Origin of the sequence: Bradyrhizobium sp. 199 (assembly GCF_023073355.1) — a bacterium.
Classification (GTDB): domain Bacteria; phylum Pseudomonadota; class Alphaproteobacteria; order Rhizobiales; family Xanthobacteraceae; genus Bradyrhizobium.
Genome location: NZ_JADPJI010000005.1, coordinates 1,176,969 through 1,196,797, shown reverse-complemented (window position 1 = coordinate 1,196,797; position 19,829 = coordinate 1,176,969). Strand labels below are relative to the sequence as shown.

20 protein-coding genes are annotated in these 19,829 nt (G+C 63.6%); 5 read left to right on the top strand and 15 right to left on the bottom strand.

Annotated features, from left to right (window positions below):
* Nucleotides 1-16: 16 nt before the first annotated feature.
* The gene (locus IVB28_RS14235; protein WP_247528539.1) at nucleotides 17-787 is read right to left on the bottom strand and encodes an IclR family transcriptional regulator C-terminal domain-containing protein; all 771 of its coding nucleotides are present in this window, start codon (nucleotides 785-787) and stop codon (nucleotides 17-19) included.
* A 100-nt stretch (nucleotides 788-887) separates the two neighbouring features.
* Between IVB28_RS14235 and IVB28_RS14230 the strand changes: the two genes are divergently transcribed.
* From IVB28_RS14230 to IVB28_RS14210, 5 genes are all read left to right on the top strand, one after another.
* Complete coding sequence (locus tag IVB28_RS14230) at nucleotides 888-1,364, top strand: MaoC family dehydratase (protein WP_247526972.1); 477 nt, start codon at nucleotides 888-890, stop codon at nucleotides 1,362-1,364.
* A gap of 27 nt (nucleotides 1,365-1,391) precedes the next feature.
* Nucleotides 1,392-1,844: a MaoC family dehydratase gene (locus tag IVB28_RS14225; RefSeq protein ID WP_247526969.1), complete on the top strand. Its 453-nt coding sequence runs from the start codon at nucleotides 1,392-1,394 to the stop codon at nucleotides 1,842-1,844.
* A gap of 130 nt (nucleotides 1,845-1,974) precedes the next feature.
* Nucleotides 1,975-2,946: a tripartite tricarboxylate transporter substrate binding protein gene (locus IVB28_RS14220; RefSeq protein ID WP_247526967.1), complete on the top strand. Its 972-nt coding sequence runs from the start codon at nucleotides 1,975-1,977 to the stop codon at nucleotides 2,944-2,946.
* A gap of 27 nt (nucleotides 2,947-2,973) precedes the next feature.
* The gene (locus IVB28_RS14215) at nucleotides 2,974-3,420 is read left to right on the top strand and encodes a CoA transferase (protein ID WP_247526964.1); all 447 of its coding nucleotides are present in this window, start codon (nucleotides 2,974-2,976) and stop codon (nucleotides 3,418-3,420) included.
* Complete coding sequence (locus tag IVB28_RS14210) at nucleotides 3,420-4,163, top strand: CoA transferase (RefSeq protein ID WP_247526962.1); 744 nt, start codon at nucleotides 3,420-3,422, stop codon at nucleotides 4,161-4,163. Before IVB28_RS14215 ends, IVB28_RS14210 begins: the two co-directional genes overlap by 1 nt.
* 29 nt (nucleotides 4,164-4,192) lie before the next feature.
* Here the strand turns inward: IVB28_RS14210 and IVB28_RS14205 are convergent, their stop codons facing one another.
* From IVB28_RS14205 to nuoL, 14 genes are all read right to left on the bottom strand, one after another.
* On the bottom strand, nucleotides 4,193-5,245 hold the full coding sequence (locus tag IVB28_RS14205; RefSeq protein ID WP_247526960.1) for an oligopeptide/dipeptide ABC transporter ATP-binding protein: 1,053 nt from the start codon (nucleotides 5,243-5,245) through the stop codon (nucleotides 4,193-4,195).
* Nucleotides 5,238-6,218 (bottom strand): ABC transporter ATP-binding protein, encoded by a 981-nt coding sequence (locus IVB28_RS14200; protein WP_247526958.1) that lies wholly within the window; start codon nucleotides 6,216-6,218, stop codon nucleotides 5,238-5,240. The genes IVB28_RS14205 and IVB28_RS14200 overlap by 8 nt, the downstream gene beginning before the upstream one ends.
* Nucleotides 6,215-7,036 carry an ABC transporter permease gene (locus IVB28_RS14195; RefSeq protein WP_247526954.1) on the bottom strand — a complete coding sequence of 274 codons (822 nt, stop codon included), beginning with the start codon at nucleotides 7,034-7,036 and terminating at the stop codon, nucleotides 6,215-6,217. The genes IVB28_RS14200 and IVB28_RS14195 overlap by 4 nt, the downstream gene beginning before the upstream one ends.
* Nucleotides 7,033-7,956: an ABC transporter permease gene (locus tag IVB28_RS14190; RefSeq protein ID WP_247526952.1), complete on the bottom strand. Its 924-nt coding sequence runs from the start codon at nucleotides 7,954-7,956 to the stop codon at nucleotides 7,033-7,035. Before IVB28_RS14190 ends, IVB28_RS14195 begins: the two co-directional genes overlap by 4 nt.
* A 60-nt stretch (nucleotides 7,957-8,016) precedes the next feature.
* Complete coding sequence (locus IVB28_RS14185) at nucleotides 8,017-9,606, bottom strand: ABC transporter substrate-binding protein (RefSeq protein WP_247526950.1); 1,590 nt, start codon at nucleotides 9,604-9,606, stop codon at nucleotides 8,017-8,019.
* A 130-nt stretch (nucleotides 9,607-9,736) separates the two neighbouring features.
* The gene (mtnK, locus tag IVB28_RS14180; protein WP_247526948.1) at nucleotides 9,737-11,026 is read right to left on the bottom strand and encodes an S-methyl-5-thioribose kinase; all 1,290 of its coding nucleotides are present in this window, start codon (nucleotides 11,024-11,026) and stop codon (nucleotides 9,737-9,739) included.
* Nucleotides 11,027-11,144: 118 nt separating this feature from the next.
* Nucleotides 11,145-11,492: a hypothetical protein gene (locus IVB28_RS14175; protein WP_247526946.1), complete on the bottom strand. Its 348-nt coding sequence runs from the start codon at nucleotides 11,490-11,492 to the stop codon at nucleotides 11,145-11,147.
* 29 nt (nucleotides 11,493-11,521) lie between these two features.
* Entirely contained in the window at nucleotides 11,522-11,797 is a 276-nt protein-coding gene (locus IVB28_RS14170) for a DUF1467 family protein (RefSeq protein ID WP_247526944.1), read from the bottom strand.
* 9 nt (nucleotides 11,798-11,806) lie between these two features.
* On the bottom strand, nucleotides 11,807-12,211 hold the full coding sequence (mce, locus tag IVB28_RS14165) for a methylmalonyl-CoA epimerase (RefSeq protein WP_247526938.1): 405 nt from the start codon (nucleotides 12,209-12,211) through the stop codon (nucleotides 11,807-11,809).
* 66 nt (nucleotides 12,212-12,277) lie between these two features.
* Nucleotides 12,278-13,948: a ribonuclease J gene (locus IVB28_RS14160; protein WP_247526937.1), complete on the bottom strand. Its 1,671-nt coding sequence runs from the start codon at nucleotides 13,946-13,948 to the stop codon at nucleotides 12,278-12,280.
* Entirely contained in the window at nucleotides 13,948-14,754 is an 807-nt protein-coding gene (locus IVB28_RS14155; RefSeq protein ID WP_247526936.1) for a biotin--[acetyl-CoA-carboxylase] ligase, read from the bottom strand. Before IVB28_RS14155 ends, IVB28_RS14160 begins: the two co-directional genes overlap by 1 nt.
* Before the next feature lies 1 nt (nucleotide 14,755).
* The gene (gene nuoN, locus IVB28_RS14150; protein ID WP_247526935.1) at nucleotides 14,756-16,192 is read right to left on the bottom strand and encodes an NADH-quinone oxidoreductase subunit NuoN; all 1,437 of its coding nucleotides are present in this window, start codon (nucleotides 16,190-16,192) and stop codon (nucleotides 14,756-14,758) included.
* A 22-nt stretch (nucleotides 16,193-16,214) separates the two neighbouring features.
* Nucleotides 16,215-17,723: an NADH-quinone oxidoreductase subunit M gene (locus IVB28_RS14145; protein ID WP_247526934.1), complete on the bottom strand. Its 1,509-nt coding sequence runs from the start codon at nucleotides 17,721-17,723 to the stop codon at nucleotides 16,215-16,217.
* Nucleotides 17,724-19,829 carry an NADH-quinone oxidoreductase subunit L gene (gene nuoL, locus IVB28_RS14140; protein WP_247526933.1) on the bottom strand — a complete coding sequence of 702 codons (2,106 nt, stop codon included), beginning with the start codon at nucleotides 19,827-19,829 and terminating at the stop codon, nucleotides 17,724-17,726. It lies immediately after the preceding gene.

The window sequence follows — 19,829 nt, the reverse complement described above, 5'->3', positions numbered from 1 at the left end:
GCCGGGCATTCTCAAATCAGGACAGTGAGACCGACTGTGTCCGAATGTCCTGAGCGGTCTTTTGGAGCCGCACGAGATATTTTTTCTTTGCGGCGGTTGCGTTCAGCGTACCGGAGATCAAGTTGATGCTGATCGCCGCAACAACGTTGCCGCCCTGATCGCGAATGGGCACAGCGATGCCGCAAATCGCCGGATCCAGTTCGCCATCGACCCAGGCGTATCCCCGCTCCTGCGACAACCGCAGTTCCTGAGCGAGGCGCCCGCGGTCGATGATGGTGCGCGGCGTAACCGACTTGAGCGGTGTGTTTGCCAGATATTGGTCTCGCTGCTCCGGCGGAAGATTGGCCAGAAGCACGCGTCCCAACGAGACGAGATGCGCAGGCAGCCGGCTGCCAATTCCAAGATTGGCGGAGAGGATACGCCGCGCCGGAAGCCGCAGGGCATAGACGATATCAGCTTCATCGAGCACAGCGAGCGCGCAGGATTCGCCGATGTCATTGCGAAGGTCTTCGAGCGCCCGTTGGGCATAACCCCAGAACGGCAACGCGTTCAGATAGGACAATCCGAGACCGAGAGCGCGGGGTCGCAAGCGAAAGTAGCGGCCGTCGGCTTCGCAATATTTCAGCGTGACGAGGGTGGCGAGCATGCGTCGCGCCGTTGCGCGATTAAGGCCCGCGTGGATGGCGGCCTCCGACAGCGTGTGCCGCCCCGGCGATCGACCGAGCGCCTCGATCAGGGCGAAACCTCGTTCGATGGCACGAACGTATCCGTCGCTCTCTTTTGGCAATTTAAGAACCCTTGCGGAGTCGGGCGAGCTCCGTGCATAGTGTTTCACAAAACGGCATGTTCGTTCGCCTGGCGAACAACACACTAAGGGAGGAGACGCGATGACGCAAGCGCCCGGATTCGAGACGGATTTCTGGAAGGACGCCAATCTGCGCAAAGTGTGGGACGAGATCGTGCCCGGTGAGCCGCGCAAGACGATCCCCTACAAGCTGACCTTGGAAGCCATCCAGCTCTACTGCCGCTCCGTTGGCGAAGATCACCCGCTCTATTTCGACGAGGCTTACGCCAGGAAAACCCCGCATGGCGGGCTGATCGCACCGCCGTCGATCCACATCCTGCTGATGTTCGCCTGCACGCCGACCGATGACTGGATGCGAACCCCGGGGACCATCAATGCCGGCCAGTCCTGGAGTTACAACAAGCCGGCGCGGCCCGGCGACACCATCACCCTGCAAGCTCGCGCACTGGACAAGTTCATCAAGCGCGAGCGCCTCTTCGTCGTCCATGACAACGTGTTCTTCAACCAGCACGGCGAGGTCATCTGTTCCGGCCGCGGCCAGACAATCCGCCCCGCTTGATCGCAACGACAGACAAGGAAACACGGCATGAGCACCAGCTTCGAAAACCTCTCCGTCGGCGACACGATCAACGGCCCAAAGTTCGATGTCTCGCGCGAATCCATTCGTCTGTTTTGCGACGGATCCCTCGACTACAACCCCCTGCATCTCGACGACGACTACATGAAGAATAGTTTCGGCAAGACCAATTTCGGCGGCATCATCATGCACGGCATGAACAATTTCGGGCTGATCACCCGAATGCTGACCGATTGGGCCTACCCCGCCGGTGCCATTCAGCGTCGCCTGGAGACGCGTTGGCTCAAGCCGGTCAAGCCCGGCGACATGATTCAGCCCGTGGGCATCGTGAAGTCCAAGCAGTTGACGCAGAACTCACGCTGGGTGCTGATCGACGTGCTGGTCCGCAATCAAATGGATGAACACGTCGCCGCGGGTGAAGCCATGGTCGAATTTCCGGTATCCGGCTCAATCGCGGTCTGACCGAGAAATCGAGCGCGATCGTGCCTCGCGGTGCCGACATCGGCACCGCACCAAGCCTCCGCGACAATCATAACAAGACGAGCGCGTATAGACCGTTCGATGGGAGGACGACATGAACCGGATTGCAAGGATGAAGAGGCTCGCGCTCGCTGTTGGCCTGGCCGTGCTGTCGCTGGCGATCTCGCCGGGCTCGGTGTCCGCCCAGCAGTTTCCCCCGAGCCAGATCAAGATCGTCGTTCCGTTCCCGGCCGGCGGTACAACGGACATTCTGGCCCGCTTCATCGCGCAACACCTTGGCGAAAAGCTCGGCGTTTCGACCGTTGTGGAAAACCGCGCCGGCGCGTCGGGCACCATAGGGTCCGAGTTGGTTGCTAAATCCCCGGCGGATGGCAGCGTTCTGCTGATCACCGCGACCCACCACGTCATCAACCCGAGCCTGTTCCGTAAGCTGCCCTATGACACGGAAACCGCGTTCTCGCCCGTGGCGGTGGTCGCGAGCGCGCCCAACGCGCTCGTGGTTTCCAAGGACTTCCCGGCAAAAAACGTCGCCGAACTCATCGCGCTGGCCAAAAAGGAGCCAGGCAAGTTGTCGTTCGGCTCCTCCGGGATCGGCGGCGCCAATCACCTGTCCGGCGAACTCTTCAAGCAAATGGCGGGCATCGACATCGTTCACATTCCCTACAAGGGAGCTGCGCCCGCGATGAACGATCTGCTTGGCGGCCACATCCCGATCATGTTCGACACCCTCCCGACCGTGTTGCCGGCCGCCTCCGCGGGCAACATCCGCGTGCTCGCTGTCACCAGCATGACCCGTGCGGCGTCGCTTCCCGATGTCCCGACGCTCGACGAAGCCGGCGTCAAGGGTTTTGAAGCGACCGCATGGTTTGGCATTTACATGCCGGCGGCCAATGGCAATCCTGCTCATTCCAGGATGGTCCAGGTCATGACCGAAATTCTGGCCTCCCCGGCAATCGCCGAAAAATTTGCAACCCAGGGGGTAGCCCCCGGCAAATTGTCGGGCGCCGCTTTCACCCGCTTCGTGGACGTCGAAATCAAGAAATGGTCGGCCGTCGTCAAGACGGCCAACGTGCCCCTCGAATAAGCGCACGCAAACGCAGACGAAAACATCATGATCGATAACGAAGCTTTCAGCGGACTTCGCGTCCTGGATTTCAGCCAGGGCATCGCGGGTCCTTATTGCGCGATGCTGTTGGCACAGCATGGTGCCGACGCCGTCAAGGTCGAACCTATCTCGGGAGACTGGGGCCGTACGCTCGGCCGACCCTATGGAGAGAACACTGCACACTCGATCGCGTTCAACCGGGGTAAGCGGTCGATCGCCCTCGACCTGACCAAACCACGCGGGCTCGAAGCCGCGCGGATACTGATAAAAACGAGCGATGTCGTGATCGAGGCATTCCGGCCTGGCGTGATGACGAAATACGGTCTTGCCTATGAGAACGCGAAGGCCACCAATCCCGGCATCGTCTATCTGTCGATCAATGGATTTGGCAGCCACGGCCCCAACGCGACGCTGCCCGTGACCGACGCGGTGATCCAGCCTTTTCGGGATTGATGACGGTCGCCCGGTCAAGCGATGGTGTGCCCAACCGTCTCACCATGACCCCGGTCGACGTTGTCACCGGTCTCTACGCCTTCCAGGCGGCCGCGACCGCGTTGCTTCGCAAGTTTCGGTTTGGAGTGGGCTGCCATATCGAGGTCAGCCTGATGCAGGCGGCCGCGGCATTCCAGGCAGCGAAAATCATGGAATATCACCTGGAGGGCGGCGAGCCGCAGCCACTCTATTCGCCTGTGGCGACGATGCGCACCAGCGACGGCTATCTCAATATCACGGCGATGCGTGAGCAGCACTTCGTCGCCCTGTGCGACGTCATCGGTCGGCCTGAGCTCGCAAGCGATCCGATCTATCAAGGTCGCGAACTGCGGATCAGAAATGAAGCGTCCCTGCTCGTGATCCTCCGGACGGAATTCGCCAAGCAGACGACCGCCTATTGGGCGGAGAAATTGACGGCGGCCGGCGTAATGAATGCGCCGGTGCAGACCTATGGCGATTTTCTCGATCATCCCCAGACCCGGACGATGAATGCGGTTGAATACGTCGATCATCCCGGCGTCGGCACTATCGCGATTGCTCAGATACCGGGGACGTTGCCCATTTCGAGCCGACCTATCGTTCGCAGCCGATCGCCACTGGTCGGCGAACACACCGCAGCGATACTCGGCGAAATTGGTTATGCGGAATCAGAAATCCTCGCGATGCAGGCCGACGGATCAACCGCTGGGCGATCGGACGAGTAGACCGATCCCCGTCCGACGCGCCCTCCCTTCTAGAAATGCCCACCCTCGGCCGCGGCCAGCGCCGTCCGACCGGTAATCTCCTCACTCCGCCAACACCTCACCGCATGCCCATCAGTTCGCGTCTCCAGCGACGGCCCCGGCTCACTCCGGCACACAGCCTCGGCATAACGGCAGCGCGGGCTGAACGCGCATCCGTTCGGCGGATTGAGAGGATTGGGGAGATCGCCCCCTGTCGTCGCCAGCGGTGCATGGCGCAGCGGATCGGGGATGGCGGCGATCAGGGCTTGCGTATACGGGTGCGCCGGCCGTTCGAAGATTTCGCGCCAGTGGCCATTCTCCACGATGCGGCCGAGATACATCACGGCGACCTTGTCGCTCATGTGCTCGACGACGCCGAGGTCGTGGCTGATCATGATGTAGGATAGGCCGAGCGTCTCCTTCAACTCCAGCAGCAGATTGATGATCTGGGCGCGGATGGAGACATCGAGCGCCGACACCGGTTCGTCGCAGATGACGATCCTGGGGTTGAGAATCAGGGCCCGGGCAATGCCGATACGCTGGCGCTGGCCGCCGGAGAATTCATGTGGGTAGCGGCCCGACTGTTCGGGGCGCAGGCCGACATGCCGCAGCATGGTCGCGACGCGATCCTGGATTTCGCTCTTTGCGGTCACGCCATGGACGCGCAGGGGATCTTCAAGCGTGCGACGAACGGTCTGGCGCGGATTGAGCGAAGCGTAGGGATCCTGGAACACCATCTGCACGGTACGCGCCAATGACTTCCGATCCCCGGATTGCCGGTTCGTGATGACCTCGCCGTCCAGCATGATGCGGCCGCGCGTCGGCGTTTGGAGACCAAGGATCGACAATGCGACCGTCGACTTGCCGGAGCCGGACTCGCCGACGAGACCGAGGCACTCGCCCCGCTTCAAGCTGAGATCGACGCCGTCGACGGCCCGGAGCAACCGCCGGCCACGGCCAAATAGGCCGCCGCCCAGCGGGAAATGAACCGCGAGGTCCTCGACGCTGAGGATGAGATCGTCGTTCGGTCCCGCCTTGCCCTGCACGACTTGCGGCTCATGCATGGTGATGACACCTCACCAGACCGCCAGCGTCCAGCAAATCCGTCCGCGGCGCGACAGTCCGGCAAATATCGGTCGCCTGCGCGCAGCGCGGATTGAACCGGCAGCCATCGGGGAAATTCGTGATGGCCGGGACCACGCCCGCGATCTCCTTCAGCCTGCTGCGCCCGAGCGCGGCACGGCTGCCCAGCCGCGGCAGCGAGGCGACCAGGCCTTGCGTGTAGGGATGCGAGGGCGCGCGGAAGATATCGGCCGAGCCGCGCTCCTCGACGATGCGGCCGGCATACATCACGGCCACGCGGCGGCAGACGTTGGCGACGAGGCCGAGATCGTGGCTGATCATCAGGATGGCCGTTCCCCTCTCCGCGCACAAATTCCGCATCAACTCGATGATTTCGGCCTGCACGGTCACGTCGAGCGCGGTGGTCGGCTCGTCCGCGATCAGGAGATCCGGACCGCAGGCGAGCGCGATGGCGATCATCACGCGCTGCCGCATGCCGCCGGAGAGCTGGTGCGGGTAGTCCTTCACGCGCCGCTCGGGTGCGGGAACGCGCACGCTCGCCAGCGCCTCGACCGCCAGCTGGTTGGCTTCCCGCCAGCCCTTGCCTTTGTGCAGCACGAACATCTCGGCGATCTGCCGGCCCACGGGCGAGACCGGGTTCAGAGCCGTCATCGGCTCCTGGAAGATCATGGCAATGCGGTTGCCGCGAAGCTCCCGCTGCCTCGCGGCGGAAAGGTGCTGGATCTCCCGCCCTCCGAACCGGATGATGCCGCCACCGATCGACAAGGGGTGCCGCAACAGGCCGATCAGGGCAAGCGCCGTGATGCTCTTGCCGCAGCCGGATTCGCCGACGAGGCCGAACGTCTCGCCGCGATCGATGCGGAACGAAACGCCCTCGGCTGCCGCAACGCGCCTGCCCCCGCCATCGAGATCAATGCGCAAATCTTCGACTTCGATCAGCGGCGTGCCGGTCATGTCCGCCGGCTCCGCGATTGGGGATCGAGGATGTCCCGCAGGCCGTCGCCGAGCAAATTGAGGCCGAGAACCGTCAGGAAAATGGCGAGGCCCGGAAAGATCGAGAGCCATGGCGCCGTCGTGATCTGGTCGCGGGCATCCGACAACATGCTGCCCCAGCTCGGAAACGGCGGGCGCACGCCGAGGCCGAGGAACGACAAGGCGGCCTCGGACAGCACTGCGCTGCCCATGCCCAGCGTGCCGATGACGACGATCGGCCCCAACATGTTCGGCAGCAGCTGCGTGATCATGATCCGCAAATCGCCATAGCCGAGCACGGTGGCGGCCTGCACATAGCCCTGGCTCCTGAGCGACAGCGCCGAGGCCCGCGCAATCCGGCAGGTAAAGGACCAGTTGGTCAGGCCGAGCGCGATGAGCAGGCTGGTCAGGCCGGGGCCGAGCACCGCCATGATGGCGAGCGCGAAGATCAGCGAGGGGATCGCGAGCATCACATTGGTCAGCGCGTTGACGACATCGTCCCACCATCCGCCCCAATAGCCGGCGCTCAGCCCTAAGGCCACGCCGATGACGCTGTTGATCAGCTGCGAGATGATGCCGACCGTCAGCGAGACACGCGCGCCATACACCACGCGGGAATAGATGTCGCGGCCCTGGTCGTCGGTGCCGAACCACCAGGTCCAACTCGGCGGCTCCTCCGCGTTCATGAGGTTGGCGTCCATGACGGGATCGGTGTGCGCCAGCCAGGGCGCAAGCAGGCCGACGAAGATCGCAAGCGCGAACAAAACCCCACCGATGACGAGATTGGCGCGGAGCTTCATACGTATCTGATCCTGGGATCGATCACGCCGTAGAGCACGTCGATCAGCAGATTGATTGCGAGAAAGGCCAGCACCACCACGAGAATGGAGCCCTGGACGGCGGGAATGTCGCGCTGGAGCACGCTATCGACTAGCAGCGAGCCGATGCCCGGCCAGGAGAACAGCTTTTCGACGACGACGGCCTGCCCCATCAGCCCGCCGAATTGCAGGCCAACGGTCGTGAGAATGATAACGAGCGCGTTGCGCATCACATGCCATTTCACGACCCTGGTCTCGCTCATGCCCTTGGAGCGCGCGGTGCGGACGAAATCAGCGGTCATGATTTCCAGGACCGCCGCGCGTGTCGTCCGGGCGAACAGCGCCATCGGCGAGACGCCGAGCGTCGCGGCCGGCAGCAGCAGAAATTTCAGCCCCCCATCGCCATAGCCGAAACTCGGGAGCCAGCCCAATTTCAGCGCAAACAGATACATCAGCACGAGCCCCAGCCAGAATTTGGCAATGGAAAGCCCGGACACCGCCACGACCATTGCGATGGTATCGACGATGCCGCCGGGTTTCAGCGCCGCGATGAACCCGAGCGGAACCCCGATCAGGATCGCGAACGCCATGGCCGCGAATATCAGCTGCAGCGTCGGCCATGCGCGCTTGGCGATCATGGCCGTGATCGGCTCGCGGGTCCGGAACGAGGTCCCGAAATCACCGGTCGCGAGCTTTGCAATATAGGAGCCGAAACGCATGTAGACGGGCTCGTCAAGGCCCAGCTGCTTCTTCAGGCGCATCTCCACCTGCGGATCGGCATCGTCGCTCATGCTCGAGACGATGCTGCCGGGGACGACACTGAACAGCACGAAGACGAGCAGCACGACGGCGAGCACGGTCGGAATGGTCTGTAGGAGTCGACGGAACAGGAACGAGAGCATCTCAGCCTTTCCCCTCTCCCTCCATCGTTCGTTGCGATGGAGGGAGCGCGAGAGCGTGCGTCACTTCGCCGGCGAGGTCTCGTCGACCCAGAGGTCTTCGACGTTCTGATGGGTCAGCTCCGTCGCGTTCAGCTGAACGCCCTTGAGCCACGGCTGCACGGCCATGACCGCCTTGTTGTAATTGAAGAACCAGACCGGCGCCTCCTCGTAGAGCAGCGCATTGGCTTTCTGCAGCAGCTGGATGCGCTTGGCGGGATCGTCAGCCTGCGCTGCCTCGTCGACGATCTTGTCGAATTCGGCGTTCTTGAAGGTCATGTAATTGCAGGCCGGCTGCGGCGTCGAGGAGTGGAAGCATTTAAGGGCAGCGAGCGGATCCGGACCGCTTGCCTGGGAATAGATGAAGGCCTGGTAGTCGCCACTACGCACCACCTCCGCCAGCACCGCGGTCTCAACCTGCTTGACCTTTGCCTTGATGCCGATCTTGTCCAGCATCGGGATCACGGCCGAGACGATCGGCAGGCCCCAGCTTTCGTTCTGGCTGGTGGTCCATTCGAACTCGAAGCCGGAGGCGTAGCCGGCCTCGGTGAGCAGCTGCTTGGCCTTGGCGGGATCGTAAGCGTAGGGCTTCATCGCCTTGTCGTAGGCCGGAGCGGTCAGCGGCAGCCAACTGGTGGCACGGTAGGCCTTGCCCTTGACCAGCTTGTTGATGATCAGGTCGGTGTCGATCGCATAGTTGATGGCCTGCCGGACGCGCTTGTCGGCAAACGGTTTGAACGAGGGATTCATGCCCATGTAGCGCGTGAAGACTTCTGCGACCTCGACGATGGTACCCTTGAGATTGGCGTCGGACTGATAGGCGACGTATTGCGCCGGTCCCAGCACCGAGGTGTCGATTTCCTTGTTGCGGAAGGCCACGTCGCGCGCCGCGGCCTCGCCCATGACCGACACGATGACCTTGTCGGCATAGGGTTTGCCGGACTTGTAGAACCGGTCCCACCGCTCGAGCACGATACGCGATCCCGGCACGTGCTCGACGAATTTGAACGGTCCGAGACCGATCGGTTTCTGGATGAAGCTCTCCTTGGCCCCTTCGTCGGCCGGATAGATCGAGGTCAGCGCGGTGAAGAAGTAGAAGCCCGGATCGACCTTCTCGGTCAGCTTCATCTCGATGGTGAAATCGTCGATCTTCTTCAGGCCGGAGATTTCCTTGGCCTGGCCCTTCTCGACCGCGGCCGCGCCCTCGATCACGCGGACATACCGCGCGCCGGGAAAGGCCTTGGCGCCGTCCATGATGCGGTTGTAGGACCAGATGACGTCGTCGGCCGTCATCTTGCGGCCGCTGTGGAAATAGGCGTCGTCGCGCAGCTTGAAGGTGTGAACGAGGCCGCCGCCCGAGACCACATCCTCCTTTGCAAGCTCCAGGACCGGCTTGCCTTCGGCGGAATTCCAGATGTAGAGCGACCTGTGCAGGGCCTTGGCGTAGATTTCGTCCTGGGCCCGCTGTGTGGTGTGAATGTCAAGGCTGGTGAAACTCGACCCATACGGGGCGGTCATGCGGATGGTTCCGCCCTTGCGGGGGGTCTGGGCCTCCACCGATCCGGCGAGCGCCAGCCCTACCCCCGCGACGATCGCAATCATCCTGAACATCATGCTCCCTCCGATCATGCCCGCGTGCTCCGGTTTGAGAGTTGACCATCCATGGCACGTCGAGCGCAAGCGTCTTGAAGGCTTGATGTTTGCGGGCGCGGCGCTCGGGCGCCGTCGATTGTGAGTACGCGCCCTAGCCAGTCGCGAACCCGGGCTGCCAGTCCCGCAATTTTCGCGCCGCCGCGGTGACGTCCGCGATGGTCGGAAGCGCCTCGGTCTCCAGCATCATCGTCCTTGCCAGCCGCACGGCTCGGGCCTCGCTGATGGCGCGCTTCTTCGGGTCCTCGATCAGCTCGAAATCGATGTTGTGGGCAAGGCCGAAGATGCGGCGGATGATTTTCGCGGCGGCGAAGCCGACGGCATCAGTGAACAGGCGTTGCATGTAGGCCTGCCGCTCAGCCTCCAGCCGCGCGGCCCCCTTGTCGCCAGGGAAGAGCGAAGCCGGATAGGCGTCACCGGTCGCGCCCGCACGCCAGAGGTCGAGGAATTTGCGGGAAAACTCGTTCCAGACCTGCTCGACCGTCTCCAGCACCCAGGCCTCGAACGCAGCCCGCTCGCCCGGCGAGCGCTCGTGGCCGCGCGATGCAAAATAGGCCATCAAGAGGTTGGCGAGCACGGCGCCGACGTCGAACCCCATCGGGCCATAGAACGCGAATTCGGGATCGATCACCCGCGTCTGGCTGTCCGTGACCATGATCGATCCGGTGTGGAGGTCGCCATGCAGCAGCGCCTCGGGGCTTGCCATGAACTTCAGCTTGAGCCGGGAGACCGCGACATGCAGCTCCATGTCGTCGCGCAGGCTCGCCGCGAGCGCATCGAGATACGGCGCGGTCCAGCGGTTTTGTTCGGCGATGCGGTAGGGATCGGTGAAGATCAAATCCTCGGTGATCTTGCAGAGCGCGTGGTTGCCGGCGAAGGCCGCGATGCCCTCCTTCTTCTCGGCCGCGGGCAGCGCGAGGTCGGAGGTGAAGAACAGCGTGCGCGCCATGAAAGTGGTGATGTCACCGACGAAGCCGGGATATTGCGTCGCCGCGACCAGCCCCTTGCGCATGATGATGTGGGGCTCGAGCAGCTCCATCACCGTCAGCGCCAGATTCTCGTTGTGATGCAGCAAAGCCGGCACGAGGCCCGGCGCGAGCTGGGCCTGCTTCGACAGCGCCAGATATTCGTAATGGGCTCGCGACAGCGGCAACGGCCAGCTTTCGCCGACGAGGCGGACATAAGGCAATGCCTGCTTCACTGCGACGCCGCCGCTCGCGCTCTTGACGATGAAGACGAGGTTGAGATTGCCGTCGCCGACTTCGGTGATCGTCCAGCCGGCCGGCTCGCCGCCAAGAACCGCGTTGAGCTCCGGCAGGCCCGCGAGATAATCCCGCAAGGCCGCCTCATGCAGAATCCGGTAATCCCCCTGCCCCTGCGCCATGACGATCCCATCCCCCAAAGCGCGATGAAATCGCGCTTTAGTTTTTCTATTTGAGCATGATCTTCTCGGAAAACCGCTTCACACTTTTCCGGATCATGCTCTTGGCACGGCCGGATCGTTACTCCCGCTCCAGGAAGCTCGAGCCGATCTCGGCCTTTCTTTTGATCGGATCGTAATCACAATAAACGAGGTCCGCCACCAGCGTGTAGCTGGCGCTGACAGCGTATTTGTCTGTCTTGACCGAGTTCAGGCCGATCACCGAGGTGCTCTTGCCGCCGTTCCATTTGAACGGCGTCGAGCTCTTGGCCTGCTCGCAGGCGATCACGGCTTCGTTGAAGACATAGCCCTCAACGAACGCCTTCAGGGTGCGCACCTGCCCGGCCATCTTCCACTCCACATAGCCGACGGCGCCAATGCCCGCGACGATCAGCACCAGAAGCGCGACGACGATCCTCTGAAAAGTCATTTGTCCCCCAACAAGACAACCAGAAATTCTTAAAACGGCATGCCCATCAATTTCGACAGGCGTTCGATTGACAAATAGCCGGCGTGATAGGCGACCATCGCGATCGCGTAGATGATCGCCGAGATGATCGTGGTCCAGATCAGCTTGCCGCCCATCCGGGTCAGGATCGGGGCGCCGGGGTCGGTGCCGGGCGCGCCGGCGCCGTCCTCGTGCTGGCTGCGCACGCCGAACGGCAGCGTCAGGAACAGCGCGACCCACCAGATGACGAAGTAGATCGCAACCGCAGTCGATATCTGGATGGCCATGGGGCGGCCTTATGCCTGCTCGATTTCGACCAGAGCGCCGGAAAAATCCTTCGGGTGCAGGAACAGCACCGGCTTGCCGTGGGCGCCGATCTTCGGCACGCCGTCGCCGAGCACGCGCGCGCCCTCCTTCACCAGCGTGTCGCGCGAGGCGATGATGTCGACGACCTCGTAGCAGACATGGTGGATGCCGCCGTCGGCGTTGCGCTCCAGGAACTTTCCGATCGGCGAAGCCTCGCCGAGCGGCTCGATGAACTCGATCTTGGTGTTGGGCAGGGTCGCGAACACGGTGGTGACGCCATGCTCGGGCAGCGCGACGGCTTCCGAAATCTCTGCTCCGAACGCCGCACCATAGATCCTGGCGGCCTTGACGGCGTCCTTGGTCGCGATCGCGACGTGGTTGAGCCGGCCCAGCATGTTTCTCTCCCCTAGGGCATGATCCGGAAAAGTGTGAAGCGGTTTTCCGGAAAGATCATGCCCAAATTAGACTGTCAGTACGTGTACCAGACAGGGGGGCTTTTTGCCCCAATGTTCGTTGATGACGGACCGGACAGCGCGCCGCACCGACTCGGCGAGAGCATCCGCATCGCGGCGGCGCGCCTTCGGCAGGCCTTCGATGGTGGAGACCACGGCATCGAAGACGATGTCGTCGAAGGGCTCGCCCGCTTTGTTCTTCTCGGGGATGCCGATCAGATCGACCTCGGGATCGTCGACGAGCTCGCCCTGCTCGGTCATGGCAATGGCCACAAAGGCGCAGCCGGAGAAGGCCATGCGGCGTCGCTCGACCACGGCCCGGGACTTGGAATCCTCCAGGATCGTGCCGTCCTTGTAGAGACGGCCCGCAGGCACCTGCCCAATGATGCCGGGATCGCCGGGGCCGAGCTTGACGAGATCGCCGTTGCGGCAGACCAGCACCCGCGGCACGCCGGCGGCGCGCGCCAGCTTGGCGTGCTCGTTCAGGTGCAGGGCCTCGCCATGGACGGGGATCAGGAGCTGCGGCCTGGTCCAGGCGATCATGTCGCGCAATTCGTCGCGGCGGGGGTGACCGGAGACATGGACCAGCTGGTCGCGGTCGGTGATGACCTCGACGCCCTGTAAAACCAGGCCATTGATGATGGCGCCGACCGCCTTCTCGTTGCCCGGAATGGTGCGCGAGGAGAAGATCACGCTGTCGCCGCGGTTGAGCGTGATCTCGGGATGGTCGTCATTGGCGATGCGCGCCAGCGCAGCGCGGGGCTCGCCCTGGCTGCCGGTGCAGAGCGCCAGCACCTTGTCCTGCGGCAGATGACCGTAGACGTCGGGGGAGCGGAAATTCTGGACGCCGTCGAGATAGCCGGTCTCGCGCGCAACCTGCACCACGCGCTCCATGGCGCGCCCGACCACGACGACCTCACGGTCGGCGGCCTTCGCGGCGATGGCGACGGCCTTGAGGCGCGCGACATTGGAGGCAAAGGTCGTGACCGCGACGCGGCCCTTGGCGGCCTTGACGAGCTCGGTAATGGATCTGGCAACCTCGGCTTCCGAGGGTGAGCGGCCCTCGCGCACGGCGTTGGTGGAATCGCCGATCAAGGCGAGCAGGCCCTGATCGCCGAGCTCCCGCAGCCGCTTTTCGTCAGTCGGGCGGCCGATGATCGGGGTCGGATCGATCTTCCAGTCGCCGGTGTGCAGCACCGTGCCGACTTCGGTGTGAATCGCGAGCGCATGCGACTCCGGAATCGAATGCGCGACGGGGATGAACTCGACATTGAACGGGCCGACATCGACGCGCCCGCCCGACGGCACCACCGTCACCGGGATCTTGGGCGCATTGCGCTCGGCGGCGCATTTGGCCTCGAACAGCGCGGCGCTGAACTGCGTCGCATAGATCGGGCATTTCAGCTTGGGCCAGAGGTCGATGATGGCGCCGAAATGGTCCTCATGGGCGTGGGTGAGCACCAGGCCCATCAGGTTCTTGCGTTCCTTCTCCAGGAAGCTGATGTCGGGCATGATCAGGTCGATGCCCGGCAGATGCTCCTCGTCGCCAAAAGAGACGCCGAGATCGACCGCCATCCAGGCGCGCTGCTGGCGGTTGCCGAGGCCGTAGATCGACAGGTTCATGCCGATCTCGCCGACGCCGCCGAGCGGCGCAAACACCAGTTCTTCAGGCTTCGCCATCACGCAGCTCCCACCGAGGCGGCCGTGCCGAAGAACACCTCGCCCGCGGCCACCGGCACGCGCCGGCCCTCCGCAGTGCGGACGATCAGGCAGCCGGTGTCGTCGATCGTGTCAAAAATGCCTTCCAGCGTCATCACTCCCGTGTGGATCGCGACCCGCTCGCCGAGGCCGGCGGCGCGCTCCAGCCACAGTTTGCGGATCTCGGCAAAGCCGCGGCCATTGTCCCAGATGCCGCGGAACTCGACCCAAGCATCGGAGAGAGCCGAGAACAGCTCCTCCGCACTGATCTGGACGCCGAGCGCAGCCAGCGACACCGCCGGCGTCGGGGTGCCCTCGGGGGCTGCGACGACGTTGGTGCCGATGCCAACGACGACGGCGAGGCCGTTGCCGACGACCTCCGCTTCAAGGCCGATGCCGACCAGCTTCCTGCCGCCGGCGAGCACGTCATTGGGCCATTTGAGGGCGTAGCGGGGGCGGCCCTCGCCGAGGCGCAGGGCGGCCTCGAGGCTGACCTTCTCCAGCGCCGCCTCTTCGGCGAGCCCGGCGGCAAAACCGAGCGTGGCGGCAACCGCCGGCGCGACGTCCATGACTTCGAGGATGCTGGCGGCAAGATTACCGCGCGGCGCGATCCAGGCGCGCTGACGGCGGCCGCGGCCGGCGGTCTGTTCCGACGTGACGAACCACATCGGGCCGCGCTCGCCGCTCCTTGCCTGCTCGATCGCCTCGGTATTGGTCGAACTGGTCCGTTCGAACGCCGCGAGCTTGTAGCCCGCGGCCGATGCGCGAGGACCGAGCGCGAAAGCCATCCTAGAACAGCGACTTTGCGGCGGCGGAGGCGACGCTCACCACCGGACCTGCGAACAGCGCAAACAGGATGTTGAAGAGGCCCGCGATCGCCAGCACCGTCTTGACCTCAACGCGCACCGGGTCGACCTCGCCGGCCGGCTCGTCGAAATACATCGTTTTTACGATGGCGAGATAGTAGTAGGCGCCGACCACGCTGGTCAGGACGCCGACGACGGCGAGCGTGAACAGGTTGGCCTTGATGGCGGCGACGAAGACGTACCATTTGGCAAAGAAGCCGGCGAGCGGCGGAATGCCGGCGAGCGAGAACAGCAGCATCGCGAACATGAAGGCGAGCAGCGGGTTTGTCCGGGACAGACCCGCGAAATCGCTGATCTGCTCGACGGCCTGGCCGTTGCGGCGCATGGCGAGGATGATCGAGAACGAGCCCAGCGTCATCGCGACATAGATCACGATGTACATCAGGACGCCCTGCGCGCCCTCGACCGTGCCCGAGGCAAGGCCAACCAGCGCGAAGCCCATATGGCCGATCGACGAATAGGCCATCAGGCGCTTGATGTTGCTCTGGCCGATCGCGGCGAAGGAGCCGAGCGCCATCGAGGCGATCGCCACGAACACCAGGATCTGTTGCCATTGCGAAACGATGCCCGGGAACGCCGTCAGCGCGACGCGGGTGAACACGGCGAGCGCGGCGACCTTCGGCGCCGAAGCGAAGAAGGCGGTGACCGGGGTCGGTGCGCCTTCATATACGTCCGGCGTCCACATGTGGAACGGCACGGCCGAGACCTTGAAGCAGAGGCCGACGAGCAGGAAGACGAGGCCGAACACCAGGCCGACATTCGAGACCGTCGCAGCCGCGGCGATACCGGTGAAGCTCACCGTGCCGGTGAAGCCGTAAATGAGCGAGGAGCCGTACAGCAGCATGCCCGAGGACAGCGCGCCGAGCACGAAGTACTTCAGGCCGGCCTCGGTCGACTTGGCATTGTCGCGGTTGGAGGCCGCAACGACGTAGAGCGCCAGCGACATCAGTTCGAGGCCGAGATAGAGCGAGATCAGGTCGCCGGCCGAGATCAGCACCATCATGCCGAGAGTCGAGAGCAGCACCAGGATGGCATACTCGAAGATCCGGCGCGACGGGTCGGACAGGAACTCGGTCGACAGCACCAGCGTCACCGCCGAGCCGATCAGGGCCAGGATCTTCATGAAGCGAGCGAAGTCGTCGACGATGAAGCTGCCGCCGAAGGTCACATGCTTGCCCGCCGGCAGCATGTATTCGAGCACGCCGACCACGACCAGGAGCACGACCGCCAGCGAGGTGACCGTGCTGGTGGTGCCCTGTCCGCGATAGGCTCCCAGCATCAGGAGCGCCATCGCGCCGATCGCGAGCACGATCTCGGGCAGCACCGGCGCCAGTTGATAACCTGCAGTCTCAAAGCTCATGGCGATATCCTGACCTGCCCGCTCACTGGAGCAGTGCGGCGGCCTTCACGGCCGTCACAGCGGTGTTGTAGTTGTTGACGAGTTGCTGGACCGAGGCGGCCGACATGTCGAGCACCGGCTTCGGATAGACGCCGAACAGGATCGTCAGCGCGATCATCGGGAACAGCGTCAGGCACTCCCGGAAGGTGAGATCCTTCATGCTCGCCAGCGACGGCTTGACCAGCGCCCCGAACACGACCTTGCGGTAGAGCCACAGCGCGTAGCACGCCGACAGGATCACGCCGAAGCTGGCGAAGAACGCCGTCGGGATCGAGACCTTGAAGGTGCCGAGCAGCGTCATGAACTCGCCGACGAAGCCGCTGGTGCCGGGCAGACCGACATTGGCCATGGTGAAGACCATGAAGGTCAGCGCGTAGAGCGGCATCCGGTTGACGAGGCCGCCATAGGCTGCGATCTCGCGGGTGTGCAGACGGTCGTAGACGACGCCGACGCAGAGGAACAGCGCGCCGGAGACGATGCCGTGCGAGATCATCTGGAAAATGCCGCCGGCGACGCCCTGCATGGTGCCGGCGAAAATGCCCATGGTGACGAAGCCCATATGCGCCACCGACGAGTACGCGATCAGCTTCTTCATGTCCTCCTGCATCAGCGCCACCAGCGAGGTGTAGATGATGGCGATGGCCGAGAGCGTGAAGATCAGCGGCGCGAAGTCATGCGAGGCCAGCGGGAACATCGGCAGCGAGAAGCGCAGGAAGCCGTAGCCGCCCATCTTCAGGAGGATCGCGGCCAGGACCACCGAGCCCGCCGTCGGCGCCTCGACGTGCGCGTCGGGAAGCCAGGTGTGCACCGGCCACATCGGCATCTTCACCGCAAACGAGGCGAAGAAGGCGAGCCAGGCCCAGGTCTGCAAGGACCGCGGCACGGCGGTGTGCATCAGGGTCGGGATGTCGGTGGTGCCGCCGTTCCAGTACAGCGCCATGATGGCGAGCAGCATCAGGACCGAGCCGAGCAGCGTGTAGAGGAAGAACTTGAAGGACGCATAGACCCGGCGCGGGCCGCCCCAGACACCGATGATCAGGAACATCGGGATCAGGCCGCCTTCGAAGAACAGATAGAACAGCACGAGATCGAGCGCCGAGAAGGTGCCGATCATCAGCGTTTCCAGGATCAGGAACGCCATCATGTATTCGCGGACGCGGTTGGTGATCGCCTTCCAGCTCGCGATGATGCAGAACGGCATCACCGCGGTGGTGAGGATCACCAGAGGCAGCGAGATGCCGTCGACACCCATGTGATAGGTGATGCCAGTGGCAAGCCAGTTCGCCTTCTCGACGAACTGGAAGTCGGGGTTGCTGGCGTCGAAGCGCATGACCAGGATCACCGACACCGCGAAGGTGATCAGCGTGGTCCAGAGCGCGATCCAGCGCGAATTGCGCCTGCTAGCCTCGTCATCGCCGCGGCTGAGATAGACGATCAGCGCGCCAACCAGCGGCAGGAACGTCGTGACCGAAAGAATGGGCCAGGTTGTCATTTACTGGCCTCCAAAGCCGAACATGAACCAGGTGATCAGGCCGGCGGCGCCGATCAGCATGGCGAAGGCGTAGTGATAGAGATAGCCGGTCTGGATCTTCACGACGTTGCGGGTGACGTCCAGCACGCGGGCAGAGACGCCGTCTGGCCCGAGGCCATCGATGATGAAGCCGTCGCCCTTCTTCCAGAGCTGGTAGCCGATCCACTTCGCCGGACGGACGAAGATGATGTCGTAGAGCTCGTCGAAGTACCATTTGTTGAGCAGGAACTGGTACAGCATCGGCTGCGTGTTCGCGAGCTCGACCGGCAAATAAGGCCGGCGGATGTAGAACAAATACGAGACGAGGAAGCCCAGTACCATCATCACCGTCGGCAGGAAGGCGATGTGCTCGGGGATGTGATGCATCTCCTCGATGATGTGCGGGTTCATCTTCACGGACTCGCGGAAGAACTCCTCGACGCCGTGACCGGCGAACAGCTCCTTGAACGGCAGACCCGCGACGAACGAGCCGACCGCGAGCACGCCGATCGGAATCAGCATCCAGATCGGAGCCTCGTGCGCGGCTTCGTAGTGATGATCGTCATGCGGCTCGCCGTGGAAGGTCTTGAAGATCAGGCGCCAGGAGTAGAACGAGGTCAGGCCGGCGGCGACGACCGTCATCAGGAAGCCGTACACCCCGAACGGATTGTGCGAGGCGTAGGCCGCTTCGATGATCGCGTCCTTGGAGAAGTAGCCGGCGGTGAGCGGGAAGCCGGTCAGCGCCAGGGTGCCGACCACCATCACCGCATAGGTGTAGGGGATCTTCTTCCAGAGGCCGCCCATGTTGCGGATGTCCTGCTCGTGGTGCATCGCGTAGATCACCGAGCCGGAGCCCAAGAACAGCAGCGCCTTGAAGAAGGCGTGCGTGAACAGATGGAACATGCCGACCGAGTAGGCCCCTGCCCCCATCGCCACGAACATGTAGCCGAGCTGCGAACAGGTCGAATAGGCCACGATGCGCTTGATGTCGTTCTGGACGAGGCCAATGGTCGCCGCGAAGAACGCCGTGGTGGCGCCAAAGAACATCACGACCGCCTGCGCGTTCGGGGCGAGCTCGAACAGCGGCGAGAGGCGCGCCACCATGAACACGCCGGCGGTGACCATCGTGGCGGCGTGGATCAGCGCGGAGACCGGGGTCGGGCCTTCCATTGCGTCCGGCAGCCAGGTGTGCAGCAGGAACTGCGCCGACTTGCCCATCGCGCCCATGAAAAGGAGGAGACAGGTCAGCGTCAGCGCGTCGGCGTGCCAGCCGAGGAAGTTGATGGTCTTGCCGGTCAGGCTAGGCGCGGCATGGAAGATCGTCTCGAAATCGGTCGAGCCGGCCAGCATGAAGACGGCGAAGATGCCGAGCGCAAAACCAAAGTCGCCGACGCGGTTGACCACGAAGGCCTTGATGGCAGCGGCGTTCGCCGACGGCTTCTGGTACCAGAAGCCGATCAGCAGATAGCTGGCCAGACCCACGCCCTCCCAGCCGAAGAACAGCTGCACCAGGTTGTCTGCCGTCACCAGCATCAGCATGGCGAAGGTGAACAGGCTGAGATAGCCGAAGAAGCGCGGCCGGTTCGGATCCTCGTCCATGTAGCCGATGGAATAGAGATGTACGAGCGAGGACACCGTGGTCACCACCACCAGCATCACGGCGGTGAGCGTGTCGACCCGCAGCGTCCACCAGACCTGGAGGTCGCCGGAGAATATCCAGGGCAGCAGCTGGATCCTGTAGTCATGGTGCATGAAGCCGACATCGACCAGCGTCATCCAGGACAGCGCCGCCGAGACGAACAGCAAAGCCGTCGTGATCAGCTCGGCCCCGCGCGAGCCAGCCGCCGCCGGTTCGACCGGACCGTGGCCGTGATCGTCATGGCCGTCGCCTGGCTCATGATGCGTCTCGTGGATGACGGAGGCATCCTCGTTGATCGTATCCGACGCATGGGCGTGCGCAGCGTGACCATGGTCGCCGTGATGCTCGAGCTCGTCGCCCGAGGGGTTGCGGGCATGCGCGCCGAACAGCGCGATCAGGCCGGCCAGAATGGCGCCCAGCAGAGGCAGAAAGACAATCGCCTGAACCAT